This is a genomic window from Amycolatopsis nigrescens CSC17Ta-90, assembly GCF_000384315.1.
Classification (GTDB): domain Bacteria; phylum Actinomycetota; class Actinomycetes; order Mycobacteriales; family Pseudonocardiaceae; genus Amycolatopsis; species Amycolatopsis nigrescens.
On record NZ_ARVW01000001.1, the window covers coordinates 6,886,405 to 6,908,784 of the forward strand.

Annotated in this window: 22 protein-coding genes; 17 read left to right on the forward strand and 5 right to left on the reverse strand. The window is 70.4% G+C overall.

Annotated features, from left to right (window positions below; genetic code table 11):
• The first annotated feature begins 19 nt into the window (after positions 1–19).
• On the forward strand, positions 20–511 hold the full coding sequence (locus AMYNI_RS47520) for a cupin domain-containing protein (protein WP_020672316.1): 492 nt from the start codon (positions 20–22) through the stop codon (positions 509–511).
• Between the two features lie 4 nt (positions 512–515).
• Here AMYNI_RS47520 and AMYNI_RS0132680 read toward each other — a convergent pair whose 3' ends face one another.
• Positions 516–1,466: a hypothetical protein gene (locus AMYNI_RS0132680; protein ID WP_157357530.1), complete on the reverse strand. Its 951-nt coding sequence runs from the start codon at positions 1,464–1,466 to the stop codon at positions 516–518.
• 119 nt (positions 1,467–1,585) lie between these two features.
• Positions 1,586–2,170, reverse strand: a complete 585-nt coding sequence (locus tag AMYNI_RS0132685; RefSeq protein WP_026361227.1) for a TetR/AcrR family transcriptional regulator — start codon at positions 2,168–2,170, stop codon at positions 1,586–1,588.
• Positions 2,171–2,247: 77 nt separating this feature from the next.
• On the opposite strand from AMYNI_RS0132685, the gene AMYNI_RS0132690 reads away from it, so the two are divergent.
• The 3 genes from AMYNI_RS0132690 to AMYNI_RS0132700 are packed head-to-tail and all read left to right on the forward strand — an operon-like array spanning position 2,248 to position 6,792.
• The gene (locus tag AMYNI_RS0132690) at positions 2,248–3,282 is read left to right on the forward strand and encodes an alpha/beta hydrolase (protein WP_020672319.1); all 1,035 of its coding nucleotides are present in this window, start codon (positions 2,248–2,250) and stop codon (positions 3,280–3,282) included.
• A complete protein-coding gene (locus AMYNI_RS0132695; RefSeq protein ID WP_020672320.1) occupies positions 3,269–5,080 on the forward strand; it encodes an ABC transporter ATP-binding protein in 1,812 nt (603 codons plus the stop codon). The genes AMYNI_RS0132690 and AMYNI_RS0132695 overlap by 14 nt, the downstream gene beginning before the upstream one ends.
• A complete protein-coding gene (locus AMYNI_RS0132700; RefSeq protein WP_026361228.1) occupies positions 5,077–6,792 on the forward strand; it encodes an ABC transporter ATP-binding protein in 1,716 nt (571 codons plus the stop codon). The genes AMYNI_RS0132695 and AMYNI_RS0132700 overlap by 4 nt, the downstream gene beginning before the upstream one ends.
• A 21-nt stretch (positions 6,793–6,813) precedes the next feature.
• On the opposite strand, the gene AMYNI_RS0132705 is transcribed toward AMYNI_RS0132700, so the two are convergent.
• On the reverse strand, positions 6,814–7,365 hold the full coding sequence (locus tag AMYNI_RS0132705; RefSeq protein WP_020672322.1) for a TetR/AcrR family transcriptional regulator: 552 nt from the start codon (positions 7,363–7,365) through the stop codon (positions 6,814–6,816).
• 83 nt (positions 7,366–7,448) lie between these two features.
• Between AMYNI_RS0132705 and AMYNI_RS0132710 the strand changes: the two genes are divergently transcribed.
• Together AMYNI_RS0132710 and AMYNI_RS0132715 are read left to right on the forward strand one after the other, a co-directional pair.
• The gene (locus AMYNI_RS0132710; RefSeq protein ID WP_020672323.1) at positions 7,449–8,864 is read left to right on the forward strand and encodes a DHA2 family efflux MFS transporter permease subunit; all 1,416 of its coding nucleotides are present in this window, start codon (positions 7,449–7,451) and stop codon (positions 8,862–8,864) included.
• Positions 8,861–9,598 carry a siderophore-interacting protein gene (locus AMYNI_RS0132715; RefSeq protein WP_020672324.1) on the forward strand — a complete coding sequence of 246 codons (738 nt, stop codon included), beginning with the start codon at positions 8,861–8,863 and terminating at the stop codon, positions 9,596–9,598. Before AMYNI_RS0132710 ends, AMYNI_RS0132715 begins: the two co-directional genes overlap by 4 nt.
• 12 nt (positions 9,599–9,610) lie before the next feature.
• Here the strand turns inward: AMYNI_RS0132715 and AMYNI_RS0132720 are convergent, their stop codons facing one another.
• Both AMYNI_RS0132720 and AMYNI_RS45835 read right to left on the reverse strand, forming a co-directional pair.
• Entirely contained in the window at positions 9,611–9,832 is a 222-nt protein-coding gene (locus tag AMYNI_RS0132720) for a hypothetical protein (RefSeq protein WP_020672325.1), read from the reverse strand.
• Positions 9,829–10,242: a hypothetical protein gene (locus tag AMYNI_RS45835; protein WP_020672326.1), complete on the reverse strand. Its 414-nt coding sequence runs from the start codon at positions 10,240–10,242 to the stop codon at positions 9,829–9,831. Before AMYNI_RS45835 ends, AMYNI_RS0132720 begins: the two co-directional genes overlap by 4 nt.
• Positions 10,243–10,850: 608 nt before the next feature.
• Here AMYNI_RS45835 and AMYNI_RS0132730 point away from each other — a divergent pair.
• The 11 genes from AMYNI_RS0132730 (at position 10,851) to AMYNI_RS0132780 (ending at position 22,340) form a co-directional block, all read left to right on the forward strand.
• A complete protein-coding gene (locus AMYNI_RS0132730; RefSeq protein WP_026361230.1) occupies positions 10,851–11,180 on the forward strand; it encodes a TcmI family type II polyketide cyclase in 330 nt (109 codons plus the stop codon).
• Between the two features lie 29 nt (positions 11,181–11,209).
• A complete protein-coding gene (locus AMYNI_RS0132735) occupies positions 11,210–12,466 on the forward strand; it encodes a beta-ketoacyl-[acyl-carrier-protein] synthase family protein (RefSeq protein ID WP_026361231.1) in 1,257 nt (418 codons plus the stop codon).
• Positions 12,463–13,674: a ketosynthase chain-length factor gene (locus AMYNI_RS0132740; protein ID WP_020672329.1), complete on the forward strand. Its 1,212-nt coding sequence runs from the start codon at positions 12,463–12,465 to the stop codon at positions 13,672–13,674. Before AMYNI_RS0132735 ends, AMYNI_RS0132740 begins: the two co-directional genes overlap by 4 nt.
• A gap of 66 nt (positions 13,675–13,740) precedes the next feature.
• Positions 13,741–14,010, forward strand: a complete 270-nt coding sequence (locus AMYNI_RS0132745) for an acyl carrier protein (protein WP_020672330.1) — start codon at positions 13,741–13,743, stop codon at positions 14,008–14,010.
• Positions 14,011–14,037: 27 nt separating this feature from the next.
• The gene (gene fabG, locus AMYNI_RS0132750; RefSeq protein WP_020672331.1) at positions 14,038–14,820 is read left to right on the forward strand and encodes a 3-oxoacyl-ACP reductase FabG; all 783 of its coding nucleotides are present in this window, start codon (positions 14,038–14,040) and stop codon (positions 14,818–14,820) included.
• Between the two features lie 29 nt (positions 14,821–14,849).
• Positions 14,850–15,791, forward strand: coding sequence for an aromatase/cyclase (locus tag AMYNI_RS0132755; protein WP_020672332.1), 942 nt, complete (start codon positions 14,850–14,852; stop codon positions 15,789–15,791).
• 1 nt (position 15,792) lies between these two features.
• On the forward strand, positions 15,793–17,262 hold the full coding sequence (locus AMYNI_RS0132760; protein ID WP_245574050.1) for an FAD-dependent monooxygenase: 1,470 nt from the start codon (positions 15,793–15,795) through the stop codon (positions 17,260–17,262).
• A 67-nt stretch (positions 17,263–17,329) separates the two neighbouring features.
• Positions 17,330–19,027: an NAD(P)/FAD-dependent oxidoreductase gene (locus AMYNI_RS0132765; protein ID WP_020672334.1), complete on the forward strand. Its 1,698-nt coding sequence runs from the start codon at positions 17,330–17,332 to the stop codon at positions 19,025–19,027.
• Between the two features lie 34 nt (positions 19,028–19,061).
• The gene (locus AMYNI_RS0132770) at positions 19,062–19,667 is read left to right on the forward strand and encodes a nitroreductase/quinone reductase family protein (protein WP_020672335.1); all 606 of its coding nucleotides are present in this window, start codon (positions 19,062–19,064) and stop codon (positions 19,665–19,667) included.
• Between the two features lie 170 nt (positions 19,668–19,837).
• On the forward strand, positions 19,838–21,613 hold the full coding sequence (locus tag AMYNI_RS0132775) for an MFS transporter (protein WP_020672336.1): 1,776 nt from the start codon (positions 19,838–19,840) through the stop codon (positions 21,611–21,613).
• Positions 21,614–21,677: 64 nt separating this feature from the next.
• Positions 21,678–22,340, forward strand: coding sequence for a hemerythrin domain-containing protein (locus AMYNI_RS0132780; RefSeq protein WP_020672337.1), 663 nt, complete (start codon positions 21,678–21,680; stop codon positions 22,338–22,340).
• Positions 22,341–22,380: the final 40 nt, after the last annotated feature.

Consider the following 22,380-nt stretch of genomic DNA (forward strand, 5'->3'; position numbering starts at 1 on the left):
GACGCAGTAACCTTCACGGATGGACTCGGACGTTTCCGCTCAGCCGGTGCCGTACGTGCTGCCCGCCGGGGCCGGCACGCCCGGCGCGGCACCGGAGGGTTCGCAGATGCTGCTCAAGGCGACCGCGGCGCAGACCGGCGGGATGTTCGGCATGGTCGAGGGCGTGGACCGGCCGGGGTTCGCCACCATCCTGCACCGGCACGACGCCGCCGAAGCCTGGTACATCCTGGACGGTGACTACGACTACTACGTGGACGGTCAGTGGCTTTCCGCCGGTGTGGGCGCCTTTGTGTTCGTCCCGGGTGGACTTCCGCACGGGCTGCGGGCCGGCGGGGCCGGCGGGCGGAAGCTCACCCTGATCATGCCCGGCGGCATGGAGGGCTTCTTCCAGGACGTGCACACGAAACTGGAGCGCGGCGAGCTGAGCCAGGAGGCGCTCGGCGAGCTGGGCCGCCAGTACCACATCGCCGCGCTCGGGCCACTGCCGGAGACGCCGGTCAGCTCGGGCTGAGCGCTCAGGCCGGGGCGAAGTTCAGCACGGCCGCCTGGCCGCGCACGGCCACCACCCGGATGGTGATCGTGCCGAGCAGCGTCACCGGGACTCCGGGCGCACCCGTGACCGGCTGGCCGGCGCCGGTGAACTGCACCGAGGGGGCTTCGGGGGTGGCCAGGAGCATTCCGGGCAGCCGGAACCGGTCGTCCAGCGGAATGGGGGTTTGGCCCAGGATCTTGACTTCGCACGTTCCGTCGAAGCAAGCGCCGACGTTGTCGCCGTCCGCCGCGGGCGGCAGCGGTGGCGCCTCCGAAGTCTGCTGAGGCGGCGGCACCGGCGAAGTTCGCGTCGGCACACCCTGGCCTGGCCGGGGGAACATGCCCTGGGGACCGCAGTTCGCGGCCGCACCGTGTGCCTGCGCGAAAAGGGGATCCCTGGTGCGGAGGTCGGACACGGTGGGACCGTCGGTCTTCAGCGCGGCGACCAGTTCGGCGACTTTTCCGACCGCGTCCGCCGAGGCGCTTCCGGTGTCCGCGCGGTACTTGGCGACCTCGGGCAGCAGCCGCTGCAGCGCGCTCCGGTAGCCGCCCGCCAGGTCGGCGCCGCCCGCGACGGGTTCGGGTCCGAGGCCGTCGAGCAGTTCGATCGACGCCTGGGTGAAGTCCGGGATCTCGTTGAGGTAGGAGGCCCATTCCAGTTGCTCGATCATTTCGCCGTGACCGGGCAGACCGGGGAGTTCGGCGGGATTGCCGCTCGCCTTCGGTCGATCCGGTTTCTCGTCGAACAACCGGGTCGCCGCGCACAGGCGATCCGCCCAGGAGACCAGTTCCAGCTTCGGGCTCGCCGGCGGCGGTGCCGGTGCCGGTGCCGACGCGGATGGTGGCTCGGTAGCCGGTGCGTCCCCTTCGGATGCGGAGCAACCGGCGGCGCCGAGCACCACAGCCAGCACCAGGATCCCCGTTCTCGCTGCCATGGCGGACACCCTACTGTTCGCGCGGCTTGCTCAATGCCGGGAAGGCCGGTTCCGGTCATTCGGCCGACCGCTTTCTATCCACAAAGGACTAAAGACGACACTGACCCTGTCCGCCGCCGTCATCGAGTCCGACCGGCACCGTCGTCGGCGAAGTAGCGCAGGACCATCTCGGTCAGCGCGGTGACATCGGCGTCGACCATCGGCGCGCCGGTCATGCCCATCCGGTGGAGCAGAGTGCCGACCACGACGTCGATGACCAGCAGGACGCGATCTTCCGGCTCGCCCAGCGCGTCCTGAAGCGCGCGCAGGTAGGGGGCCTGGAATCGAGTGGCCAGTAGTTCGCGCAGGGCCGGATCGTTGACGGCGTCCACGAACACGCCCGCGAACGCCGCGCCGGCGCCCGGCTCGGCGATCTTCGTCGCGCCCCAGTGGATGGTCGAGGACAGGATCCCGGCCCGGTCGGTGCCTTCCAGCGGCAGCGGGCCGAACGCGTCCAGGAGGCAGTCCACGATCAGTGCCCCCTTCGACGGCCAGCGACGGTAGATGGTCGTCTTCGCGACGCCCGCCGCCGCCGCGATGCGATCCATCGTCGCACCCGCGTAGCCCAGTTCGTGGACCGTGCTCAGCGTCGCGGCGAAGACCAAGTCGTCGATACCGGCTCGCGGTCGGCCGGGCGGCCTGGCAGGGGTGGCTGCTGGGGTCATGGCGCCACCCTAGTCATTTTCGCTACTATCGGTATCGCTACCGCTGGTAGCGAAATGACCGGGGGTGAGGAGGACGCATGAACGACGTCAACGGCGTGGCACGGCCGCCTTTGGGAATCCGGCTGCTGAGTGCCCTGCGGAAGGAGCCGGACTGGTCGTCGATGACGGCCGGGGAGCTGGCCGCCTTCAGCGACGCGGAGAACCGCAAGCGAGCGTCCCCGCTGATCCGGGTGATCAGCGGGTTTCCAGACCGCGGCGCCACGATCCGATGGCGGGAAGTGCCGCTGCCCGGCCGCGACCTCCGGGTCCGGGTGTACCGGACCCGGAGGTCACGGCCAGGGCGCAGCGCTTTGCCGCTGGTGCTGCACGTGCACGGCGGCGGGTTCGTCGGCACGGCGGTGCAGAGCGACTGGGTGAACAGCCACCTCGCCGCGCGGCTGCCCGCGGTCGTCGTCTCGGTCGAGCACCGCCTCCTCGCTCCGGGGACTCCGCTGACGGCGGCCGTCGACGACGGCTGGGACGTGCTGCGACACTTACTGCGGCACGCCGAATGGGGCGTCGACCCGGCTCGGACCGCGGTCTTCGGCGAGAGCAACGGCGGGCTGATCGCCGCGCTGGCCGCGATCCGGGCCAGGGAGTCCGGCATGCTCCTGCGCGCACAGGTGCTGGTCAACCCCGCCGCCGATCTGACCGGGACGGCGTTCGACCACGACTCGATGACCCGGCACGCGCACAGCCCGACCCTGACCGTGCCGCAGCTCCGGTTCTACCGGCGACTGGCCGTTCCGCCGGGCACGGACGCCCGCGCCGTGTCGCCGCTGCGTGCCGAGGACCTGAGCGGGCTGGCCCCGGCGCTCGTGGTGGTGCCGGCGCTCGACCCGGTGGCCGACCACGGCCGCCGCTACGCCGAACGGCTGCGCGAGTCCGGGACGCCGGCGCGGCTCGTCGAACATCCCGGTGCGCCGCACGGGTTCCTCAGCATGCCGGGGGTGGTGCCGCAGGCCAGGGCCGCGCGGGCGCAGATCACCGGGTTCCTCCGCGACCGCCTCGCCGGAACCGCCGGCACGGTCACGACGGGATCGACGATGGGGGAGCGCGATGACCGCCACTGACCTCGCCGAGGCAAGAGTGCCGTCCGCGCCGCCGGAGGCCGAACCCGTGCCGGAACCCGGCCTGGCCAGGCTGCTGCGGCCGCATCTCCGGAGTTTCGCCGCCGTCGTTGTCCTGCAGGTGGTCGGCGCCGTAGCGGGTTTGGCGCCGCTGCTGGCGGTCGTCGAACTGGGACGGACCCTGTTGTCGCCAGGCCAGGTCGATCACGGTCACGTCCGGCTCGTCGTGATCGCGGGTGCGGCCGGCTTGCTCGCCCGGTTGCTGTGCACGGCCGCGTCCTCCGGAATCGGGCATCTCGTCGACGGCCGGGTGCAGCTGACGTTCCGGCGGGCGCTGGCCGCGCGGCTGGGGCGCGTGCCGCTCGGCTGGTTCTCCCGGCGCCGGACCGGCGAGCTGGCGAAGGTGGTGGGGGAGGACGTGAGCGCGGTGCACCCGTTCATCGCGCACGCCCCCGGCGAGCTCGTCTCCGCGTTCGTGGTGCCCTTGGTGTCGCTGGTCTACCTGTGCACCATCGACTGGCGGCTCACGCTGATCACGCTGATCCCGGTGGTGCTGGCGGTGGCGCTGGTCCCGCTGATGATGACCCCGGCCCGGTTGCGCGAGCAGGAGGAGTTCGACGCGGCCATGGGGCGGATTTCGAGTTCCGTGGTCGAGTTCGTGCAGGGCATCTCGGTGGTCAAGGCGTTCGGCGACTTCGGACATGGCGCGCACCGCAGGTTCCGCACCGCCGTGGACGAGTTCGTCGGCGTCTTCTACCGGTGGGTGCGCGGGATGTCCGGGGTCGCCGCGGGGATGCAGCTCGCGCTGTCGCCCCCGTTCGTGCTGCTGGCCGTGCTGATCGGCGGGGCGGGCCTGATCACGGGCGGTGCGATGGCCCCGGCGGACCTGTTGCCCTTCCTGCTGCTCGGGCTTGGCCTGACCGCTCCGGTGGCCGCACTCGGCCACGGTTTCGACGATCTGCAGGCCGCCAGGCGCGCGGTCGGTCGGATCCGGGACGTGCTCGAAGTCCGGTCGCTGCCGGAGCCCGCGCACCCGGTCGCGGCGCGGGGGCACCGGGTGGAACTGCGTGACGTCCGGTTCGGCTACGAAGCCGGCCACGAGGTGCTGCGCGGGATCGACCTGGTGCTCGAGCCGGGCACGGTCACCGCGATCGTCGGGCCTTCGGGCAGCGGAAAGTCCACTTTGGTCCAGTTGTTGCCGCGGTTCTTCGACCCGACTCACGGGTCGGTCCTGCTCGGCGGCGTCGATCTGCGCGAGCTCGGCAGCCGGGAGCTCTACCGGAAAGTCTCCTTCGTCTTCCAGGACGTGCGCCTGCTGCGCGCGTCGGTCGCGGACAACATCGCGCTGGCGGTACCGGAGGCCGAGCACGAGGACGTGGTCCGGGCCGCCAGGCTGGCGAACATCCACGACCGGATCCTGGAGCTGCCGCGCGGCTACGAGTCGGTGATCGGTGCGGACGCCGGGCTCTCGGGTGGTGAGGCACAGCGGATCTCGATCGCCCGCGCACTGCTCGCCGACGCGCCGGTTCTGGTGCTCGACGAGGCGACCGCCTTCGCCGACCCGCAGACCGAACAGGCGGTGCGCCGGGCACTGGCGACGCTGCACGGTGACCGGACGATTCTGGTGATCGCCCATCGCCTGGAGACGGTCGCCGACGCGGACACCGTCGTAATGCTGGAGAACGGGTCCATCGCCGAGCGCGGCAGGCCCGCCGAACTGCTGGCGCGGAACGGGAAGTTCGCCGCGTTCTGGCAGGCCCACCGATCGGCTGCTGCCGCGCGAGGAGACGAACCCCGATGATCCGAATGTTGCTGCGGGTACTGGGAAACGAGTACGCCAGGCCGGTGCGGCGCACCGTGGCACTGATGACGACGACCGCGATCGCCGAGGGCTTGTCCTGCGCGCTGCTGGTTCCGGTGCTGCGGGCGCTGTTCGGCAGCACGCCCGGAGCAGCCTGGCCATGGCTGGCCGCCTTCGGGGCCGCGGTGGTGGTATACGCGGTGCTGCGCTACCGCAGCGACCTCTCCGGTTTCCGCGCCGGAACCACGTTGCTGCACGGTATGTACCACCGCATCGGCGATCACCTCGCCCGGCTGCCCATCGGCTGGTACACGGCCGGCCGCGTCGGGGAGGTGTCCGTGCTGGCCAGTCGAGGCGTTCTGCAGGCGATGAGCGTGATCGCGCATCTGCTGGCGCCGTTCGTCTCCGCGGCCGTGACCCCGTTGACGATCGTGGCCGTGCTGCTCGCCTTCGACTGGCGGATGGGGCTGGCCGCGCTGGCCGCCGTCCCGATCGTGGCGGCAATCCAGGTGTGGGCCGGGCGCTCGATGACCGCCGCCGATGCCGAGCGCGCCGCACGCGACCACGAGGCCACCGGGCGGGTGATCGAATACCTACAGGCCCAGCCGGTGCTGCGAGCCGGCGGCCGGACCGTCGAACGCTTCGGGCTGCTCGACGACTCGCTGCGGGAGGTCCAGCGCGCGTCCCGCCGCAGCACGCTGTCGGCACTGCCCGGCGTGGTGGGCTTGACGCTCGTGGTGCAGGCGATGTTCACCGTGCTGCTGGCACTGGGCGCCTATCTCGCGCTCGGTGGACACATCGGCGCGGCGGAGGTGATGGCCATTCTGGTGCTCGCCGCCCGCTGCGCCGAACCGCTGCTGTCGCTGTCGGACCTCGGTGGCAAGCTGCGCGGCGCGCGTGCCGAGCTGACGAGGCTCGATGCGGTGCTGCGCACCGAGCCGCTGCCGGAAGCCGGTGAACCGATCCGGCCGGTGCGCCACGACCTGGAGTTCGAGTCCGCCACCTTCCGGCACGGTGACCGCGCGGTGATCGACGGCGTGTCGTTGTCGGTGCCGGCGGGACAGCGGCTCGCCGTGGTCGGGCCGTCGGGTGCGGGCAAGAGCACCTTGCTGCGGTTGCTCGCGCGGTTCCACGACGTGGCCGCGGGCGCGGTGCGCGTGGGTGGGGTGGACGTGCGCGCGATCAGCAGCGAGGTGTTGATGGCGCAGTTCGCGATCGTCTTCCAGGAGGTCTATCTCTTCGACGGCACGATCGAGGAGAACGTGCGCCTCGGCCGTCCGGATGCCAGCGAAGCCGAGGTGCGGGCCGCGGCGACCGCGGCGCGGCTGGACGAGGTGATCGAGCGGCTGCCCGGCGGCTGGGCGACGGAGGTCGGCGAGGGCGGCGCACTGCTCTCGGGTGGTGAGCGCCAGCGCGTCTCGATCGCGCGAGCGCTGCTGAAGGACGCGCCCATCGTGCTGCTGGACGAGGTGACCTCGGCGCTGGACCCGGTGAACGAGGCGGCCGTGCACGAAGGAATCGAGCGCCTGATGGCGGGGCGGACCGTGGTGCTGGTGGCGCACCGGATGCGCACCGTGCAGCGTGCCGACCGCGTCGTTTTCCTGGACGGCGGCCGGATCGTGGAGCAGGGTGGCCACCACGAGCTGCTCCGGCAAGGTGGCCGCTACGCCGATTTCTGGCACCTTTCCCTGGCGCCGGTGGCGACCGAGTGAGCCGGGACCGCCCGGCCCGGCTCACTCGGGCTGGGCGGTCGCCGCCCGGATCGAGCCGAGGATCTCGCTCATCCACGGCGTCGGCGGCACCGCGTCCGGGCCGTCGACCCGGATCGAGGCGAGGACGGTGAGCAGCATCCCGGTGGCAAGGAAGGTCCGCGTCTCGTCGGCCGATGCGCCGGTCGAATCCTTGACCAGCCGGTAGATGCGGCCGAACCGCTCGCGCACGACTTCGCCGATCTCGGGTTCCGAGCTCGCCGCGAAACCGTGCAGCAGCATCGCCAGCAGTTCCCGTTCGGCCAGCAGCCGGTCGTAGGCGGAGGCCAGCTGGGGCAGGTCGGTGCCGGCGTCGCGGAACGCCTCCTCGATCCGGTCGGCCGCCTGCTCGAACCCGGCGATGAACAGCCGCTGCTTCGTGCCGAACAGCCTGATGACGTAGGGCTGCGAGACGTTGGCCAGCTTGGCGACGTCGTCGGTGGTGGTGCCCGCGTAGCCGCCGGCCGAGAACGCGGTGACGGCCGCGGCCACCATCTGCGCACTGCGCTCGGCCGCGGTCAGTCGGATTCTGCTCATCAAGCCTCCAGCTCGTCTGGTTGACATGTTATCAGGTGATAACTAGCGTTAGTTATCACCTGATAATAAACTGGGGGAAGACAATGACAGTCCTGTACGCCGCGCCGAGCGCGCCGCGCGCCGGCCGGCAACGGGAACACCGCCCGCTGGCCGCGGTGCTGGCCGCCGTCGGCGTCCCGATGTTCATGGTCACGCTGGACAATCTGGTCGTTACCACCGCGTTGCCGGTGATCAAGACGAACCTCGGTGCGTCGCTGACCGACCTGCAGTGGTTCGTCAACGCCTACACGCTGTCGTTCGCGGCGCTGCTGCTCACCGCCTCGGCGCTCGGGGACAGGCTCGGCAGGCGGCGGATGTTCCTGGCCGGTATCGCGCTGTTCACCGTCGCGTCGGCGGCCTGCGCGCTGGCCACCGAGCCGTGGATGCTCACCGCGGCGCGCGCTGTGCAGGGCTCGGCGGGCGCCGCGGTGATGCCGCTTTCGCTCACCCTGCTCGCCACCGCGGTGCCAGAGCGGCTGCGGGCCGGCGCGATCGGCGCGTGGAGCGGGATCAGCGGGCTCGGTATCGCGGTCGGGCCCGTCGTCGGCGGCGCGGTCACCGACGGCCTCGACTGGACCTGGATCTTTTGGCTGAACGTGCCGGTGGGGATCGTCGCGCTGCCGCTGGCCGCGTCGGTGCTGCGGGAGTCCCGCGGCGGTGCGGTGCGCCTCGACCCGCTGGGCCTGGTGCTGTCCTCCGGCGGCGTGCTGTCGGCGGTGTGGGGCGTGCTGCACGGCTCGGAGCACGGGTGGTCCTCCGGGCCGGTGCCGGCCGCGTTGCTCGGCGCGGGCGTGCTGCTCGCCGCGTTCGTGTGGTGGGAGCGGCGGGCGGCCGCGCCGATGCTGCCGCCGCGGCTGTTCCGCTCGCGCACCTTCACCGTGGTGCTCATCGTGGCGTTCGCGTTGTCGTTGGGGGTGTTCGGTTCGGTTTTCCTGCTCGCCCAGTTCTTCCAGCTGGTGCAGGGGCTCAGCCCGGTGGAGTCCGGGGTGCGCACGCTGCCGTGGACGATGGCACCGATGGTCGTCGCTCCGCTGGCCGGGCTGCTCGCCGGCCGGGTCGGTGGTCGCGTCCTGCTCATCACCGGGCAGGCGCTGATCGCCACCGGGATCGGCTGGATCGCCCTGGTGGCCACAGTGGACAGTGCATATCCGGCACTGGTGGTGCCGTTCGTGCTCGCGGGTGTCGGGATGGGGCTGACCTTCGCGCCCTTGGCGAACCTGGCGTTGAGCGGTGTGCCGCGCAACGAGCAGGGCATCGCGTCCGGGGCGAGCAGCACGGTGCGGGAACTCGGCGTGGCGGTGGGCGTCGCGGTGCTCGGCTCGGTGTTCGCCGCGAACGGCGGTTACCGCGACCAGGCGTCGTTCGTCGCCGGGCTGGTGCCCGCGCTGGCGACCGGCGCGGTCGTGGTCGCCTTGGGCGCCGTCGTCGCGTTCCTGCTGCCGCGGGGGAGTGTTCGGTGAAGGCGTTGGAGAAGGCGTTCGCCAAGTACTACGCCCGAGGGACGGTCACCGACGCCGAGCTGGTGTCGGCGACGATGCGGCGGATCCGGATCGTCGCCGACGCGCCGGTCACCCTGCCCTACACCGCCGGCCAGCACCTGCGGATCCAGCTCAGCGATCCCCTTTCGCTGCACGGCATCCTGCGTCCGGCCGAGACACTGCGCAGCTATTCGATTTGGGCGTACACGCCGCGGGAACGGGCGATGGAGCTGCGTGCGCACCTCTACGACGGCGACGGCATCGGGCTGAACTGGGCCCGCACGGTGGCGCCCGGTGACCCGGTCACGTTCTGGGGCCCGCAGGGCGACTTCGTGACCGGGTCGGCGCCGTACCACCTCTTCGCCGGCGACGAGACCGCGGTGCCGGCGTTCGCCCCGATGATCGAGGCACTCGGTCCAGGCGAAAGGGTGTTCGGCGCACTGGAAAGCGACTCGCCCGAAGCCGACCTCGCAATGCCCGGCGGGCACGAACTGTCGCGCGTGCACCGCCACGGCCCTGTTTCGGTGCCTTCACCGAAGCTGCTCGCCGCTGTCGAGAAGCTCGACCTGCCCGGCGAGGCGGGTGCCGCCTACCTCGCCGGCGAAGCTCGCACCTGCCAGCGGATCCGCGACCACCTCGTCCGCGACCGCGGCTGGCCGCGCACCGCGGTCAAGATCAAGCCTTTTTGGACACCGGGCAAGCGCGGCCTGCACTGACCGGGGTGAGATCTATTCGGAGTTTCCCGCGGAGCGGTGGCGGTGGGCCGGGGTGCAAGCGGGGAGCATGGCCAAGATCTCGTTCAGGTCGTACTCGGCCCGGCCGGGGCAGCCGTAACGGGTGAGCTTGCCGCGGCTGGCCCATTTCCGCACCGTCGCGGCGGTCACCCCGGCGGCCATCGCCGCCAGCTCGGTCGACACCAGCCGTCTGCTGTGCTTGGTCAACCGGTTCACCCCGCCCCTTCGCCGTCGCCTGCCGCCCCGACCCGCAGCCACTCGTGCGGGGGCAGTACATGACCGGCGTCGCAGCTCACCTGCGGCGGCCTGGAACGGTCGACGTGCTCACGCAGCCGTACATTCCGCCGGCAATTCCGCCTGGCGCACCGGCCAAGCTCCAGGCGGGTGGCAGGGCCGGGATGGATGATCCCTTCCGTTTCGATCACCAGTGCGCGGAACTCACCCGCGGCGTCACCAGCGGCGGGATGCGCGGCCAACCAGCCGAGATGCGTGCGCAGAAAGCGCGCGAGAACTGCGGCATTCCGCTTGGGGGTGACCGAAACCGGACGTTCTTCCACGACGAGCGCCGCCCAAGTCGTGAGCATGAAAATGATATCGGACCGCGCCGACACCAGGTTGTCATTCAAGCTGATACCCCTGGGTGAGCCGCCACTCACTCGAACCGTGTCGTTTTTTCGCTGATGCACCAGTAAGCGTTCGCATCGCCGGTACAGTTCGGGAAGTACGGCCAGGTCTTTTTCAAGTCTGTCCAGGCATAATTGACATATTTCGCGATCCGGCTTGGTGTGACCGGACGTGGTTGTTCTGTGGCAGAACGGTGTACGGCATTGCATAAGTTTCATCGCCCCCATCTGTCGACGTGGTGGCCACCGTGTCCTGTGTGCTCGTGGTGATCCCGACGGTCGGCTGCCGTGCAGCGCAGGCCCCCTGCTGTCGGCATCTGGTCGAGAGTCTGCACTTGATCGCTTCTGGTTTTCTATCGCAGGGGAGATAGCGCTCCGATAGCGGTCGACCGGGAACCGGCGGCCGGCTCCGGGGTGCGGAGTTCTGCGGTTGACACCGACATTCGGGCTGTGTCACTCTTTCGGCGGGGCGCAGCCATGCCAACAACTTCTCGAACCTTCTTCTGGTTCCCTTGGCTGCTCGTTCAGGTTCGCCCCCGGTATTCGGCTACCCGCTCGGGCAAGCTACTTCTTTCGTGCTCCTGGGCGCCCATTCGCTAAGGGAAGAAACTATGCACAGCACCTTGATAGTGGCCCGGATGAACCCGGCGTCCAGCAATGCCGTCGCGCGAATCTTCCAAGAGTTCGACAACACCGAGATGCCGGACCGGATGGGCACCCGGCGTCGGCAGTTGTTCACGTACCGCGGCCTGTACTTCCACTTGCAGGACTTCGAAACCACCGACGGCGGTGCGGCGATCGAAAAAGCGAAGGACCATCCCTTGTTCCGTCAGGTCAGCGCCGAGCTCAAGCCCCATGTCGAGGCATACGACCCCCAGACCTGGCGCTCACCCGCGGACGCGATGGCCGGGCGGTTCTACCACTGGAGCAGTTCCCTGTGACGGCCGCTGCCGAAGGGAGTGACGTTCAAATGGAACGAAGCGCAGTGATCACCGGTTTCGGGGTGCTCGCCCCGGGTGGCATCGGGGCCAAGGAGTTCTGGAGCCTGATCAGCGAGGGGCGCACCGCGACCCGTGGGATCACCTTCTTCGACCCGGCCCAGTTCCGGTCCAGGGTGGCCGCCGAGATCGACTTCGAACCGGAGGCGCACGGCCTCGGCCCGCAGGAGATCCGCCGGATGGACCGGGCCGCGCAGTTCGCCGTGGTCGCCGCCGCGGAGGCGGTGACCGGCAGTGGCCTGGAGCCCGCCGGCCTCGACCCGCACCGGGTTGGCGTGACCGTCGGCACCGCGGTCGGCGCGACGAGCCGGCTCGACCAGGAGTACCGCGTGGTCAGCGACGGCGGCAGACTCGACCTGGTCGACCACCGCTACGCCATGCCGCATCTCTACGACTACTTCGTGCCCAGCTCGTTCGCCAGGGAGGTGGCCTGGGCGGTGGGCGCGGAGGGGCCGGTGAACGTGGTCTCCACCGGTTGCACTTCCGGTCTGGACTCGGTCGGGCACGCGGCCGGGGTGATCAGGGATGGCCGGGCCGACGTGATGATCGCCGGGGCCACCGACGCGCCGATCTCGCCGATCACGGTGGCCTGCTTCGACGCGATCAAGGCCACCACCCCGCGCAACGGCGACCCGGCGCACGCCTCCCGGCCGTTCGACCGCAGCCGCACCGGGTTCGTGCTCGGGGAGGGCGCGGCGATCTTCGTGCTGGAGGAGCGCACCATGGCGCTGCGGCGCGGGGCGCGGATCCACGCCGAGATCGCCGGGTTCGCCACCCGCAGCAACGCCTACCACATGACCGGCCTGCGCCAGGACGGCCGCGAGATGGCCGAAGCCATCAGCGCGGCGCTGCACGAGGCGAGGCTGAACCCGGAACAGATCGACTACGTCAACGCACACGGTTCGGGCACCCGGCAGAACGACCGGCACGAGACGGCGGCGTTCAAACGCAGCCTCGGCGAGCACGCCTACCGAACCCCGGTGAGCTCCATCAAGTCGATGGTCGGCCATTCGCTGGGTGCGATCGGCTCGATCGAGATCGCCGCGTCGGTACTGGCCATCGGCAACGACCTTGCCCCGCCAACGGCGAACCTGCACGAGCCCGATCCGGACTGCGACCTCGACTACGTCCCGCTGGTGGCCAGGGAGTGCCGGATCGACGCGGTGCTCACGGTGGGCAGCGGCTTCGGTGGCTTCCAAAGCGCCATGGTGCTGCGGAAGCCGGCATGACCGCGCCGGTGGTGGTGACCGGGATCGGCGTGCTGGCGGCCAACGGGACCGAACTGCCGCAGTACTGGGCGGCGACCTGCCGGGGGGCCGGCGGCATCGGCGAGGTCACCAGGTTCGACGCGACGGGTTACCCGGCCGGCCTTGCCGGCGAGGTCACCGGGTTCGTGGCCGCGGACGAGTTGCCGAGCCGGCTGCTGCCGCAGACCGACCGGATGACCCAGCTGGCGCTGGTCGCCGCTGATCGCGCGCTGGCCGACGCCGAGGTCGACCCGGCAGAGCGGTCCGAGTTCGACATGGGGGTGGTCACCGCCAGCTCCGCCGGCGGTTTCGAGTTCGGCCAGCACGAGCTGCGCAACCTGTGGAGCAAGGGCGGCCACGCGGTCAGCGCCTACCAGTCCTTCGCCTGGTTCTACGCGGTGAACACCGGCCAGATCTCCATCCGGCACGGTCTGCGCGGTCCCAGCGGAGTGCTGGTGGCCGACCAGGCCGGCGGGCTGGACGCGATCGCCGACGCGCGGCGGCGGGTCCGCGCGGGGACGGGCCTGATGGTCACCGGCGGGGTGGACGGGTCGTTGTGCCCGTGGGGCTGGGTCGCCCAGCTCGCCGGCGGCAGGCTCAGCACCAGCCGGGACCCGCGGCGTGCCTACCGCCCGTTCGACGCCGCGGCCGCCGGGCACGTGCCGGGCGAGGGCGGCGCGCTGCTGATCCTCGAACAGGGCGCGGCGGCGCGCCGGCGCGGCGCCCGCCGCTACGGCGAGATCGCCGGCCACGCGTCCACTTTCGACCCCCGGCCGGGCAGCGGGCGCGAGCCGGGACTGCGCCGTGCGATCCAGCTCGCGCTCGCCGACGCCGGGACGGCACCGGCCGAGGTGGACGTGGTGTTCGCCGACGCGGCGGCCATCCCGGAACTCGACCGGACGGAGGCGGCCGCGATCCGCGCGGTGTTCGGCCCCCGCGGGGTGCCGGTGACCGCGCCGAAGACGATGACCGGCCGGTTGAACTCCGGTGCCGCGCTGGACGTGGCGACCGCCCTGCTCGCCATCCGGGACGGGCTGATCCCGCCGACCACGAACACCGAGCCCGCCCCGGAGTACGAGCTCGACCTCGTGCTCGGCACCCCGCGGCACACCGCGGTCGGCACGGCACTCGTGCTCGCCAGGGGACACGGTGGGTTCTGCTCCGCGATGGTCGTTCGCCGCGCCGCCTAGGCCGAGCTCGGCGGGACAGCGCGCCCGTGCTGTCCGCACAGTACTGAGGTAAGGGAGGAAACCGGGATGGCCACTGAGGAATTCACCATCGCGGAACTGCGGAAGGTGTTGCGCGAGTCCGCGGGTCAGACCGAGGGAATCGACCTCGAAGGCGACATCCTCGACGTCGCCTTCGACGCGCTCGGCTACGACTCGCTGGCCTTGCTGGAGACCGCGCGGCGCATCGAGACCAGCCGGGCCGTGGTGTTCGACGACTCGATGATCGTCGACGCCACCACCCCCCGCGCGTTGCTGACCGTCGTCAACGAGCGGCTGGCCGCCGGCCACGCGGCCTGAGCGGCCAACCCGAGCAGAGGAGGAGACATGTCGGACAGGCAGCGGGTCGCACTGGTGACCGGGGCGACCAGCGGGATCGGGCTCGCCGTGGCCAGGACGCTGGCCACGGGCGGGCATCGGGTTTTCATCTGCGCCCGCACCGCTGAGGCGGTGTCGGTGACGGTGAAGCAGTTGTCGGCCGAGGAGCTCGATGTGGCCGGAACGGCCTGCGACGTCCGGGCGCCCGAAGACGTCCGGGAGTTCGTCCGGGCCGCGGTGGACCGGTTCGGCCCGGTCGACGTGCTGGTGAACAACGCCGGCCGCGCCGGGGGAGGGGTGACCGCCGACCTCGACGACGAGCTGTGGCTGGACGTGCTCGACACCAACCTCACCAGTGTCTTCCGGATGACCAGGGAGGTGCTCACCGCCGGTGGCATGCGTGAGCGCGGGCACGGCCGCGTCGTCAACATCGCGTCCACGGCGGGAAAGCAGGGAGTGGTGCTCGGTGCGCCGTACTCGGCTTCCAAACACGGTGTCGTCGGTTTCACCAAGGCGCTCGGCAACGAGCTGGCACCGGCCGGGATCACGGTCAACGCGGTGTGCCCCGGTTATGTCGAGACCCCGATGGCGAGGCGGGTCCGGCAGGGCTACGCCGCGGCTTGGGGCACCTCCGAGGAAGAAGTCCTGGCGAAGTTCACCGCGAAGATCCCGCTCGGCCGCTACTCCACCGCCGAGGAGGTCGCCGGCATGGTCGGCTACCTGGCCTCGGACGCCGCCGCGTCGATCACGGCGCAGGCGATCAACGTCTGCGGTGGTCTCGGCAACTTCTGAGCAGTGCCCATCCGAAGGGGAGTGACGACATGACCGATCCGCGACACCGCGAGGTGGTGCACGAGACCACGGTGCACGCGCCAGCCGATGCCGTCTACCGGCTCATCGCCGACGTGCTGAACTGGCCGCGGTTGTTCCCGCCCACGGTGTACGTCGACCAGGTCGAGACCTGCGGCAGGCAGGAGCGGATCCGGATCTGGGCGATGGCCAACGGCAGGCCGAAGAGCTGGACCTCGCGCCGCACGTTGCTGCCGGAGCAGCGCCGGATCGAGTTCCGGCAGGAGGTCTCCGCGCACCCGGTCGCCACGATGGGCGGCGCCTGGCAGGTCGACCCGCTTCCCAGCGGCGCGAAAGTGCTGCTGTGGCACGACTACCGGGCAGCCACCGACGATCCGGCCGACCTGGCCTGGATCGACGAGGCGGTGGACCGCAACAGCCGGTCCGAACTGGCCGCGCTCAAGTCCACAGTGGAGCAAATCGCGGGCGGCGCCGACGAGCTGACGTTCTCCTTCGAGGACTCGGTGCGGATCGACGGCGCCGCCGAGGACGTCTACGACTTCCTCAACGAGGCGCAGCACTGGCCGCGGCGGCTGCCGCACGTCGTGCGGGCGTCGTTGAGCGAAGAGACTCCCGGCCTGCAGGTGCTGGGCATGGACACCCGGACCGCCAACGGTGCCGTGCACGCCACCGAGTCGGTGCGGGTGTGCTTCCCGCACCACAGGATCGCCTACAAGCAGATCGCCCTGCCCGCGCTGATGACCCTGCACACCGGCTGCTGGCGGATCGAGGAGCGCGGCGAGCAGGTGGTCGCCAGCTCGCAGCACACCGTGACGATCAACAGCGAGCGCATCACCGAGGTCCTCGGCGACGGGGCCGGTGTGCCGCAGGCCAGGGAGTTCGTCCGCAACGCGCTCGGTGCGAACAGCATGGCGACCCTCGGGCACGCCAAGGCCCACGCAGAGCGGCAGTGACGTGGGCGGCAACGGTAACGACAGCGGTAATGACAGCGGCAACAGGGTCGTCGTGGCCGGGGCCGGGCCGGTCGGCCTGATGCTGGCCGGCGAGCTGCGCCTCGGCGGCGCCGAAGTGGTCGTGCTGGAGCGACTGGCCACACCCACCACCGAGTCCAGGGCGTCCACTGTGCACGCCCGCAGCATGGAGATCCTGGACCAGCGCGGTCTGCTGGCCCGGCTGGGCACGCCGCCGCGGGAGCTGAAGGGCCACTTCGGCGGGCTGCCGTTCGACCTGAGCGGACAGCCCACCCGCTACCAGGGGCAGTGGAAGATCCCGCAGGCCAGGCTCGAGGCGCTGCTCACCGAATGGGCCACCGGACTCGGCGCGGACATCCGGCGCGAGCACCAGGTGTCCGATGTGGACGAACGGCCGGACGGGGTGGTGGTGCGCGCGGACACCCCCGACGGGCCGGTGCGGTACACCGCCGGGTACCTGGTCGGGTGCGACGGGGAGGACAGCACGGTCCGGCGACTGGCCGGGTTCGCCTTCCCCGGCACCCCCGCCACCCGCGAGCTGCTCCGCTGCGACGTGACCGGAGTGGCCGTGCCGGACCGGCGGTTCGAGCGGTTGCCGAACGGGCTGGCGATCGCCGCGACCAGGGCGGGGGTCACCCGCGTCATGGTGCACGAGTACGGCCGTGCCCCGGCAGCTCGTGCCACCGCGCCCGACTTCGCCGAGGTCGCCGAGACCTGGGCCAGGGTGACCGGGGAGGACATCCGGAGCGGGACGCCGGTCTGGGTGAACGCTTTCGACGACACCGCTCGCCTGGTGGAGGGCTACCGCCGGGGCCGGGTGCTGCTCGCCGGAGACGCGGCACACCGGCAGCTGCCGGTCGGCGGGCAGGCGCTCAACCTCGGCCTGCAGGAGGCCGTGAACCTGGGCTGGAAACTGGCCATGACGGTGGCAGGCCGCGCACCGGCGGGCCTGCTCGACAGCTACCACGAGGAGCGGCACCCGGTGGCCCGGCGGGTGCTGGCCAGCGTCGGCACCCAGGCGCTGCTCCTGTTCGGCGGCGCCGAACTGGATCCGGTCCGCGCGCTGCTGGCCGAACTGCTCGAGCAGGCGCCCGAGCATTTCGGCCGTACCGCCGGTGGCCTCGACATCCGCTACGGCGACGACGTGAACCCGCTGACCGGAGCCCGGCTTCCGCACGTCGAACTGGGCACCGGTGACGGGCCTTCGAGCTCGACCAGCCTGCTGCGAACGGGCCGCGGTGTGCTGCTCGACCTGTCCGGCGAAAGCGGCAGGCTCGCCGCCGCGGCCGCGCCGTGGCGGGAGCGGGTGGACCTGGTGCCGGCGGTTCCGCCACCGGGCTCACCGGTTGACGGGCTGGCGACCGTGCTGCTGCGCCCGGACGGGCACGTGGCCATGGCGGCGGGCAGGGACGCCGATCCAAGGCCGGCACTACGGCGCTGGTTCGGCGGCTGAGGCGGGAGTTCCCCGACGTACCCGACGTAACTGACAGCGCAACGCGATCGAGAGGAAGGGGCGCCGCATGCCCAGCAAGGTAAGTACGACACAGGAGGTCACCGGCACGGGCACGGTCCAGGAGTGCGACGTGCTGATCCTGGGCTCCGGGCTGGCCGGCTCGGTGGCCGGGGCGTGCCTGTCCCGGCAGGGCGCGAAGGTGGTGCTGGTCGACGCCGGCCAGCACCCGCGGTTCGCCATCGGCGAGTCGATGACGCCGCAGCTGGTGGAATGGTTGCACATCCTGCGGTCCCGCTTCGACGTGCCGGAGATCGGCCACCTGCTCGACGTCAAGGCGGTGACCAGGAACATCGGCCCGCATCACGGCAGGAAGCAGAGCTTCGGCTTCGTCCGGCAGGTACCAGGCCAGGAGCCCGATCCGCGGGAGACGACGATGTTCGTGATCCCGAAGCTGCTCACCGAAGCCAGCCACCTCTTCCGGCAGGACACCGACCAGTACTTCTTCAACGTCGCCGCACGGCACGGTTGCCACACCCGGCAGAACTGGCGGGCCGCCGACCTCGACTTCGACGACGACGGGGTCACCGTCACCGGCCAGAACGGCGAGGTCTTCCGGGCGAAGTACCTGATCGACGCCAGCGGTTTCCGTTCGCCGCTCGCGGAGAAGTTCGACCTGCGGGAGAAACCGGCACGCTTCAAGCACCATTCCCGGTCGCTGTTCACGCACTACATCGGCATCAAGCCGTTCGACGACGTGTCCCACCATCCGCGCAGCCTGCGCCCGCCGGCTCCGTGGCACGGCGGCACGCTGCACCACATGATCGAGCGCGGCTGGTTCTGGATCATCCCGTTCGACAACATCAAGGAGTCCCGCAACCCCATGTGCAGCGTGGGGCTCACCTTCGACGAGCGGCTCTATCCGAAGCCGAAGGACCTGACCCCCGAGCAGGAGTTCAACCGCTACCTGGACATGTACCCGGCGGTGAAGCGACAGTTCGAAGGCGCGAAGCGAGTGCGGGAGTGGGTCTCCACCGACCGGCTGCAGTACTCCTCGTCCCGGTCGATCGGGCCGCGCTGGTGCCTGATGTCGCACGCGGCGGGTTTCATCGACCCGCTGTTCTCCCGCGGCCTGTCCAACACCTTCGAGGTGGTGTACTCGCTGTGCACCCGCATCCTCGACTCGCTGGCCGACGACGACTGGTCGGTCGAGCGCTACGAGTACGTGGAGCGCCTCGAACGCGGTCTGCTGCAGTACAACGACGACCTGGTGAACGCCTCGTTCATCGCCTTCAAGCACTTCCGGCTGTGGAACGCGGTGTTCCGGGTGTGGGGCGGCTTTCTCACACCCGGCGTGATGCGGCTGACCAAGGCGCGGGTCAACTACGAGCTGGACGGCGACGAGGACCACCTGCGAGGGCTGGAACGCGCGCCGTACCCGGGGCTGTGGTTCGCGGAGAGCGCGAACTTCAAGCGCATCCTCGAACTCACCGCGGAGTGCTGCGAGAAGTACGAGGTCGGGGAGATGGACGGGGACACCGCCGCGGACATCGTCTTCGCCGCGCTGAACGACCTGGAGAGCTTGAACCCGGTCTTCGGCTGGAAGGACCCCGAAACGACCCGCTTCATCTACCCGAACGCCCCGATGATGGCCAAGTTCATGTACTGGGCCATCCGGAAGGCCCCCGCGGGCGAGATGCGCGACCTCGGCCGCGCGCTGGCCAGCGGCATCGTGCGGTCGGGACTGCGCGGCAAGAAGCTGCTCTGAAAACGGACCGGCAATGTCAGAAGGGAATCCGAACATGACCGACACGACGCTGCCACCGGCGCACGCGGCCCCGCTGCCCAGTGCAACCACGACGGGGGCCCAGCCGCAACTGGACGCGAGCCGGCTGATGCGCCTGTTCGTCCGGCTGAACGTCGCCCTCTACGTCAAACCGCCGTCCCCCGCGCGCACCCTGGTCAACAAGTTCTTCCTGCGGCTGAACGTGCACCTGTACCGTCGGTCCGCCGGCCGGATCTTCGGCCGGTTCGGCAATCTGGACGCGTTGCTGCTTACCACCCTCGGCCGCCGGAGCGGCCGTTCCAGGGTGACGCCGGTGGTCTACTGGTACGACCAGGGCCGGTTCGTGGTGGTGGCCGTGCCCGGTCATCACGGTGCGACCGCGGGTACCGCCGGTCAGCCCGCGTGGCTGCTGAACCTGCGCGCGACGCCGGACGCGACGATCGACATCGGCCCGGAACGGATCGCGGTCGGCGCCGAGGAGCTCACCGGCGCCGAACGGACCCGGTTCTGGCGGAAGTTCACCGCCGCCTATCCGTTCTTCGAGGAGTTCGAGCGCCAGGCCGGCCGCCCGCTGTCCCTGGTGCGACTGACCCCGCACGACCTGCGGAGCACGTCCGCATGACCGTGGCGGCGCTGTTCCCGATCGCCACCTGACGCATCCGGGCTGTTCGTGCCACGTTGACCTGTGCTGGGTCGGTCATCTCTTTCTTTCGGTGTTGATATAGCTTGCATTCCAGATAGTATGGTTTACGTATTAAATCGACACCGGACAAGAGATGAGGTCGAAAGGCTGTGGCAGAAGAAACCGGGGTCCGCACGGGCCCGGCCGAGCCGGGCACCGACGGGACGGACCCACAGGAGGCACCCGATCCACGTCGCTGGGTGGCGCTGATCGTCATCCTGGTCGCGGGGTTCATGGACCTGCTCGACGCGACCATCGTCAACGTGGCCGTACCGAGCATCCAGCGCGACCTCGGGGCCGAGTACGCGCAGATCGAATGGATCGTGGCCGGCTACGTGCTGGCCTTCGCGGCCTTGCTGATCACCGGCGGCAGGCTCGGCGACATCTTCGGGCGCAAGAAGCTGTTCCTGCTCGGCATGGGCGGGTTCACCATCGCCTCGGCACTGTGCGGGCTGGCCGACAGCGCCACGTTGCTCATCGTCGCCCGGTTCCTCCAGGGCGGCATGGCGGCGTTGATGGTCCCGCAGATACTGGCGATCATCCACGTCACCTTTCCCAAGGAAGAGCGGGGCAAGGTGTTCGGCCTGTTCGGCGCCGTGATCGGGTCCGCGTCGGTGGCAGGGCCGGTGCTCGGTGGCGTACTGGTGGACTGGAACCTGTTCGACCTCCAGTGGCGGCCGATCTTCCTGATCAACGTGCCGGTCGGCATCGCCGCGATGATCGTGGCCTGGTTCGTGGTGCGGGAGTCCAAGTCACCGACCGCGCCGAAGTTGGATCTGATCGGCATGGTGCTGGCGGTGAGCGGCATTCTGCTGCTGGTCTACCCGCTCACCGAAGGCCGCAGCCTTGGCTGGCCGGCCTGGACCTTCGTGCTGATGGGCTGCTCGGCCGTGGTGCTGGTGGCCTTCGTGCTCTACGAGCGGTGGCGCACCAGGACGATCGGTTCGCCGCTGGTGGTGCTCAAGCTGTTCCGGGCCAGGTCCTTCGCCTCCGGGATGTCGGTCTGGCTGTTGTTCATGATCGCGCTCGGTGGTTTCTTCCTGGTCTGGACGCTCTACATGCAGTCCGGGCTCGGCTGGACGCCGCTGCACGCCGGACTGACCGCCGTCACCTTCGCACTCGGCGCGGCACCGGCCGCGGCGGTTTCGGTGGAGGTGCTCACCCCGCGGTTCGGACGGCGGGTGCTGATGGCGGGCGCCTTGCTGACCGGCGGCGGGTTCGCCGGCTTCGGCTGGGTCGCGGCCTCCGCCGGGCCGTCGATCACCACCTGGCAGATGGTGGCCCCGCTCGTGGTCGCCGGGATCGGCTTCGGGCTGGTGGTGGCGCCGATGATCGACCTGATCCTCACCGACGTGCCGGTCGAGGACGCCGGGTCGGCCTCCGGGCTGTTGAACACCACCCAGCAACTGGGCATGGCACTCGGGGTCGCACTGGTCGGACTGGTCTTCTTCGCCCAGCTCGACCATTTCTCCGGCGAGGGGGTGGACACGGTCACGCCCGAGCTGCGGCAGGAGCTCACCGTGGCCGGCATCCCGGGGCCGGCGCAGGACCAGGTGGTCACCGGCTTCCGAGCCTGCGTGCAGGACCGTTCCGCGGCCACCGACCCCACCGAGATCCCGCCGAGCTGCCAGTTCGGTACGGCGGCACCGGGCCCGCAGGGGGACCGCCTCCAGCAGTTGCTCACCGAAGCCGGCCTCGAAGCCAATGCGCACAACTTCGCCAGGACGTTCAGCCTGACCATGTGGTACTCGGCCGGCATGCTCGCGCTGGTGTTCCTCGGCATGTTCGGGCTGTCCCGCACGGCACGGGCCCGCGATCTCGACGCCGAACTGTCGGTGCGGGACGGCGAACCGCTGCCCGAGCACGCTCCCGAGCCGACGCGGTGACCTTGGGGACGCCGGATGCCTGCCTCCCGGCCGCCGGGCGAGCTCACGAGACAAAGGAGAGGAAATGGCATTCAGCGACCTACCGCGGACCGCCGCCGCACGACATGATTCGGGGGGCAGGCTGATCGCGATGAGCGCCTCGCACGAGGCGTTCCGCCGCGACCTGGCGAGTATGGCCAAGGCGGCCACCCCGGTGAACCTGTGCGACCCGGTGCGCAACGCGTCGATCATGACCGGCTGGGAGCTGTTCAAGTACCAGCTGCACAACCATCACCGCCACGAGGACCTGTTCCTCTGGCCGCGGCTGCGGCTGCGGCTGGGCAAAAGCGAGTCCGCTGTGTCCACATTGGACGACATGGAGACCGAGCACGGCCTCATCGACCCGTTGCTCGCAGCGGTCGATGAGGCCTTCGCCACGCCGGGCACCGCCGACGTGGCGGCGGTGGTCGACGAGCTGAACTCGAAGCTGTCCTTCCACCTGGAGCACGAGGAACAGGACGCCATGCCGATGATCGGCGAGGCGATCACCGACCGGGAGTGGCGGCGGATCGCGCTCTACATCCGGCTGGAGAGCCGGATCTCCTCCGCTGCCCAGTTCCTGCCGTGGCTGACCGAAGGCACCACCGAAGCGGAGACCAGGAAGATACTGAGCATCCTCCCGTGGCCGGCGACGGCGATCTACCGCCGGGTGTGGAAACCGAGGTACGACTGGGTGAGCCGTTGGTAGCGGAGTCCCCGGCCGGCCCGAGTGCTTCGACCGGAAACGC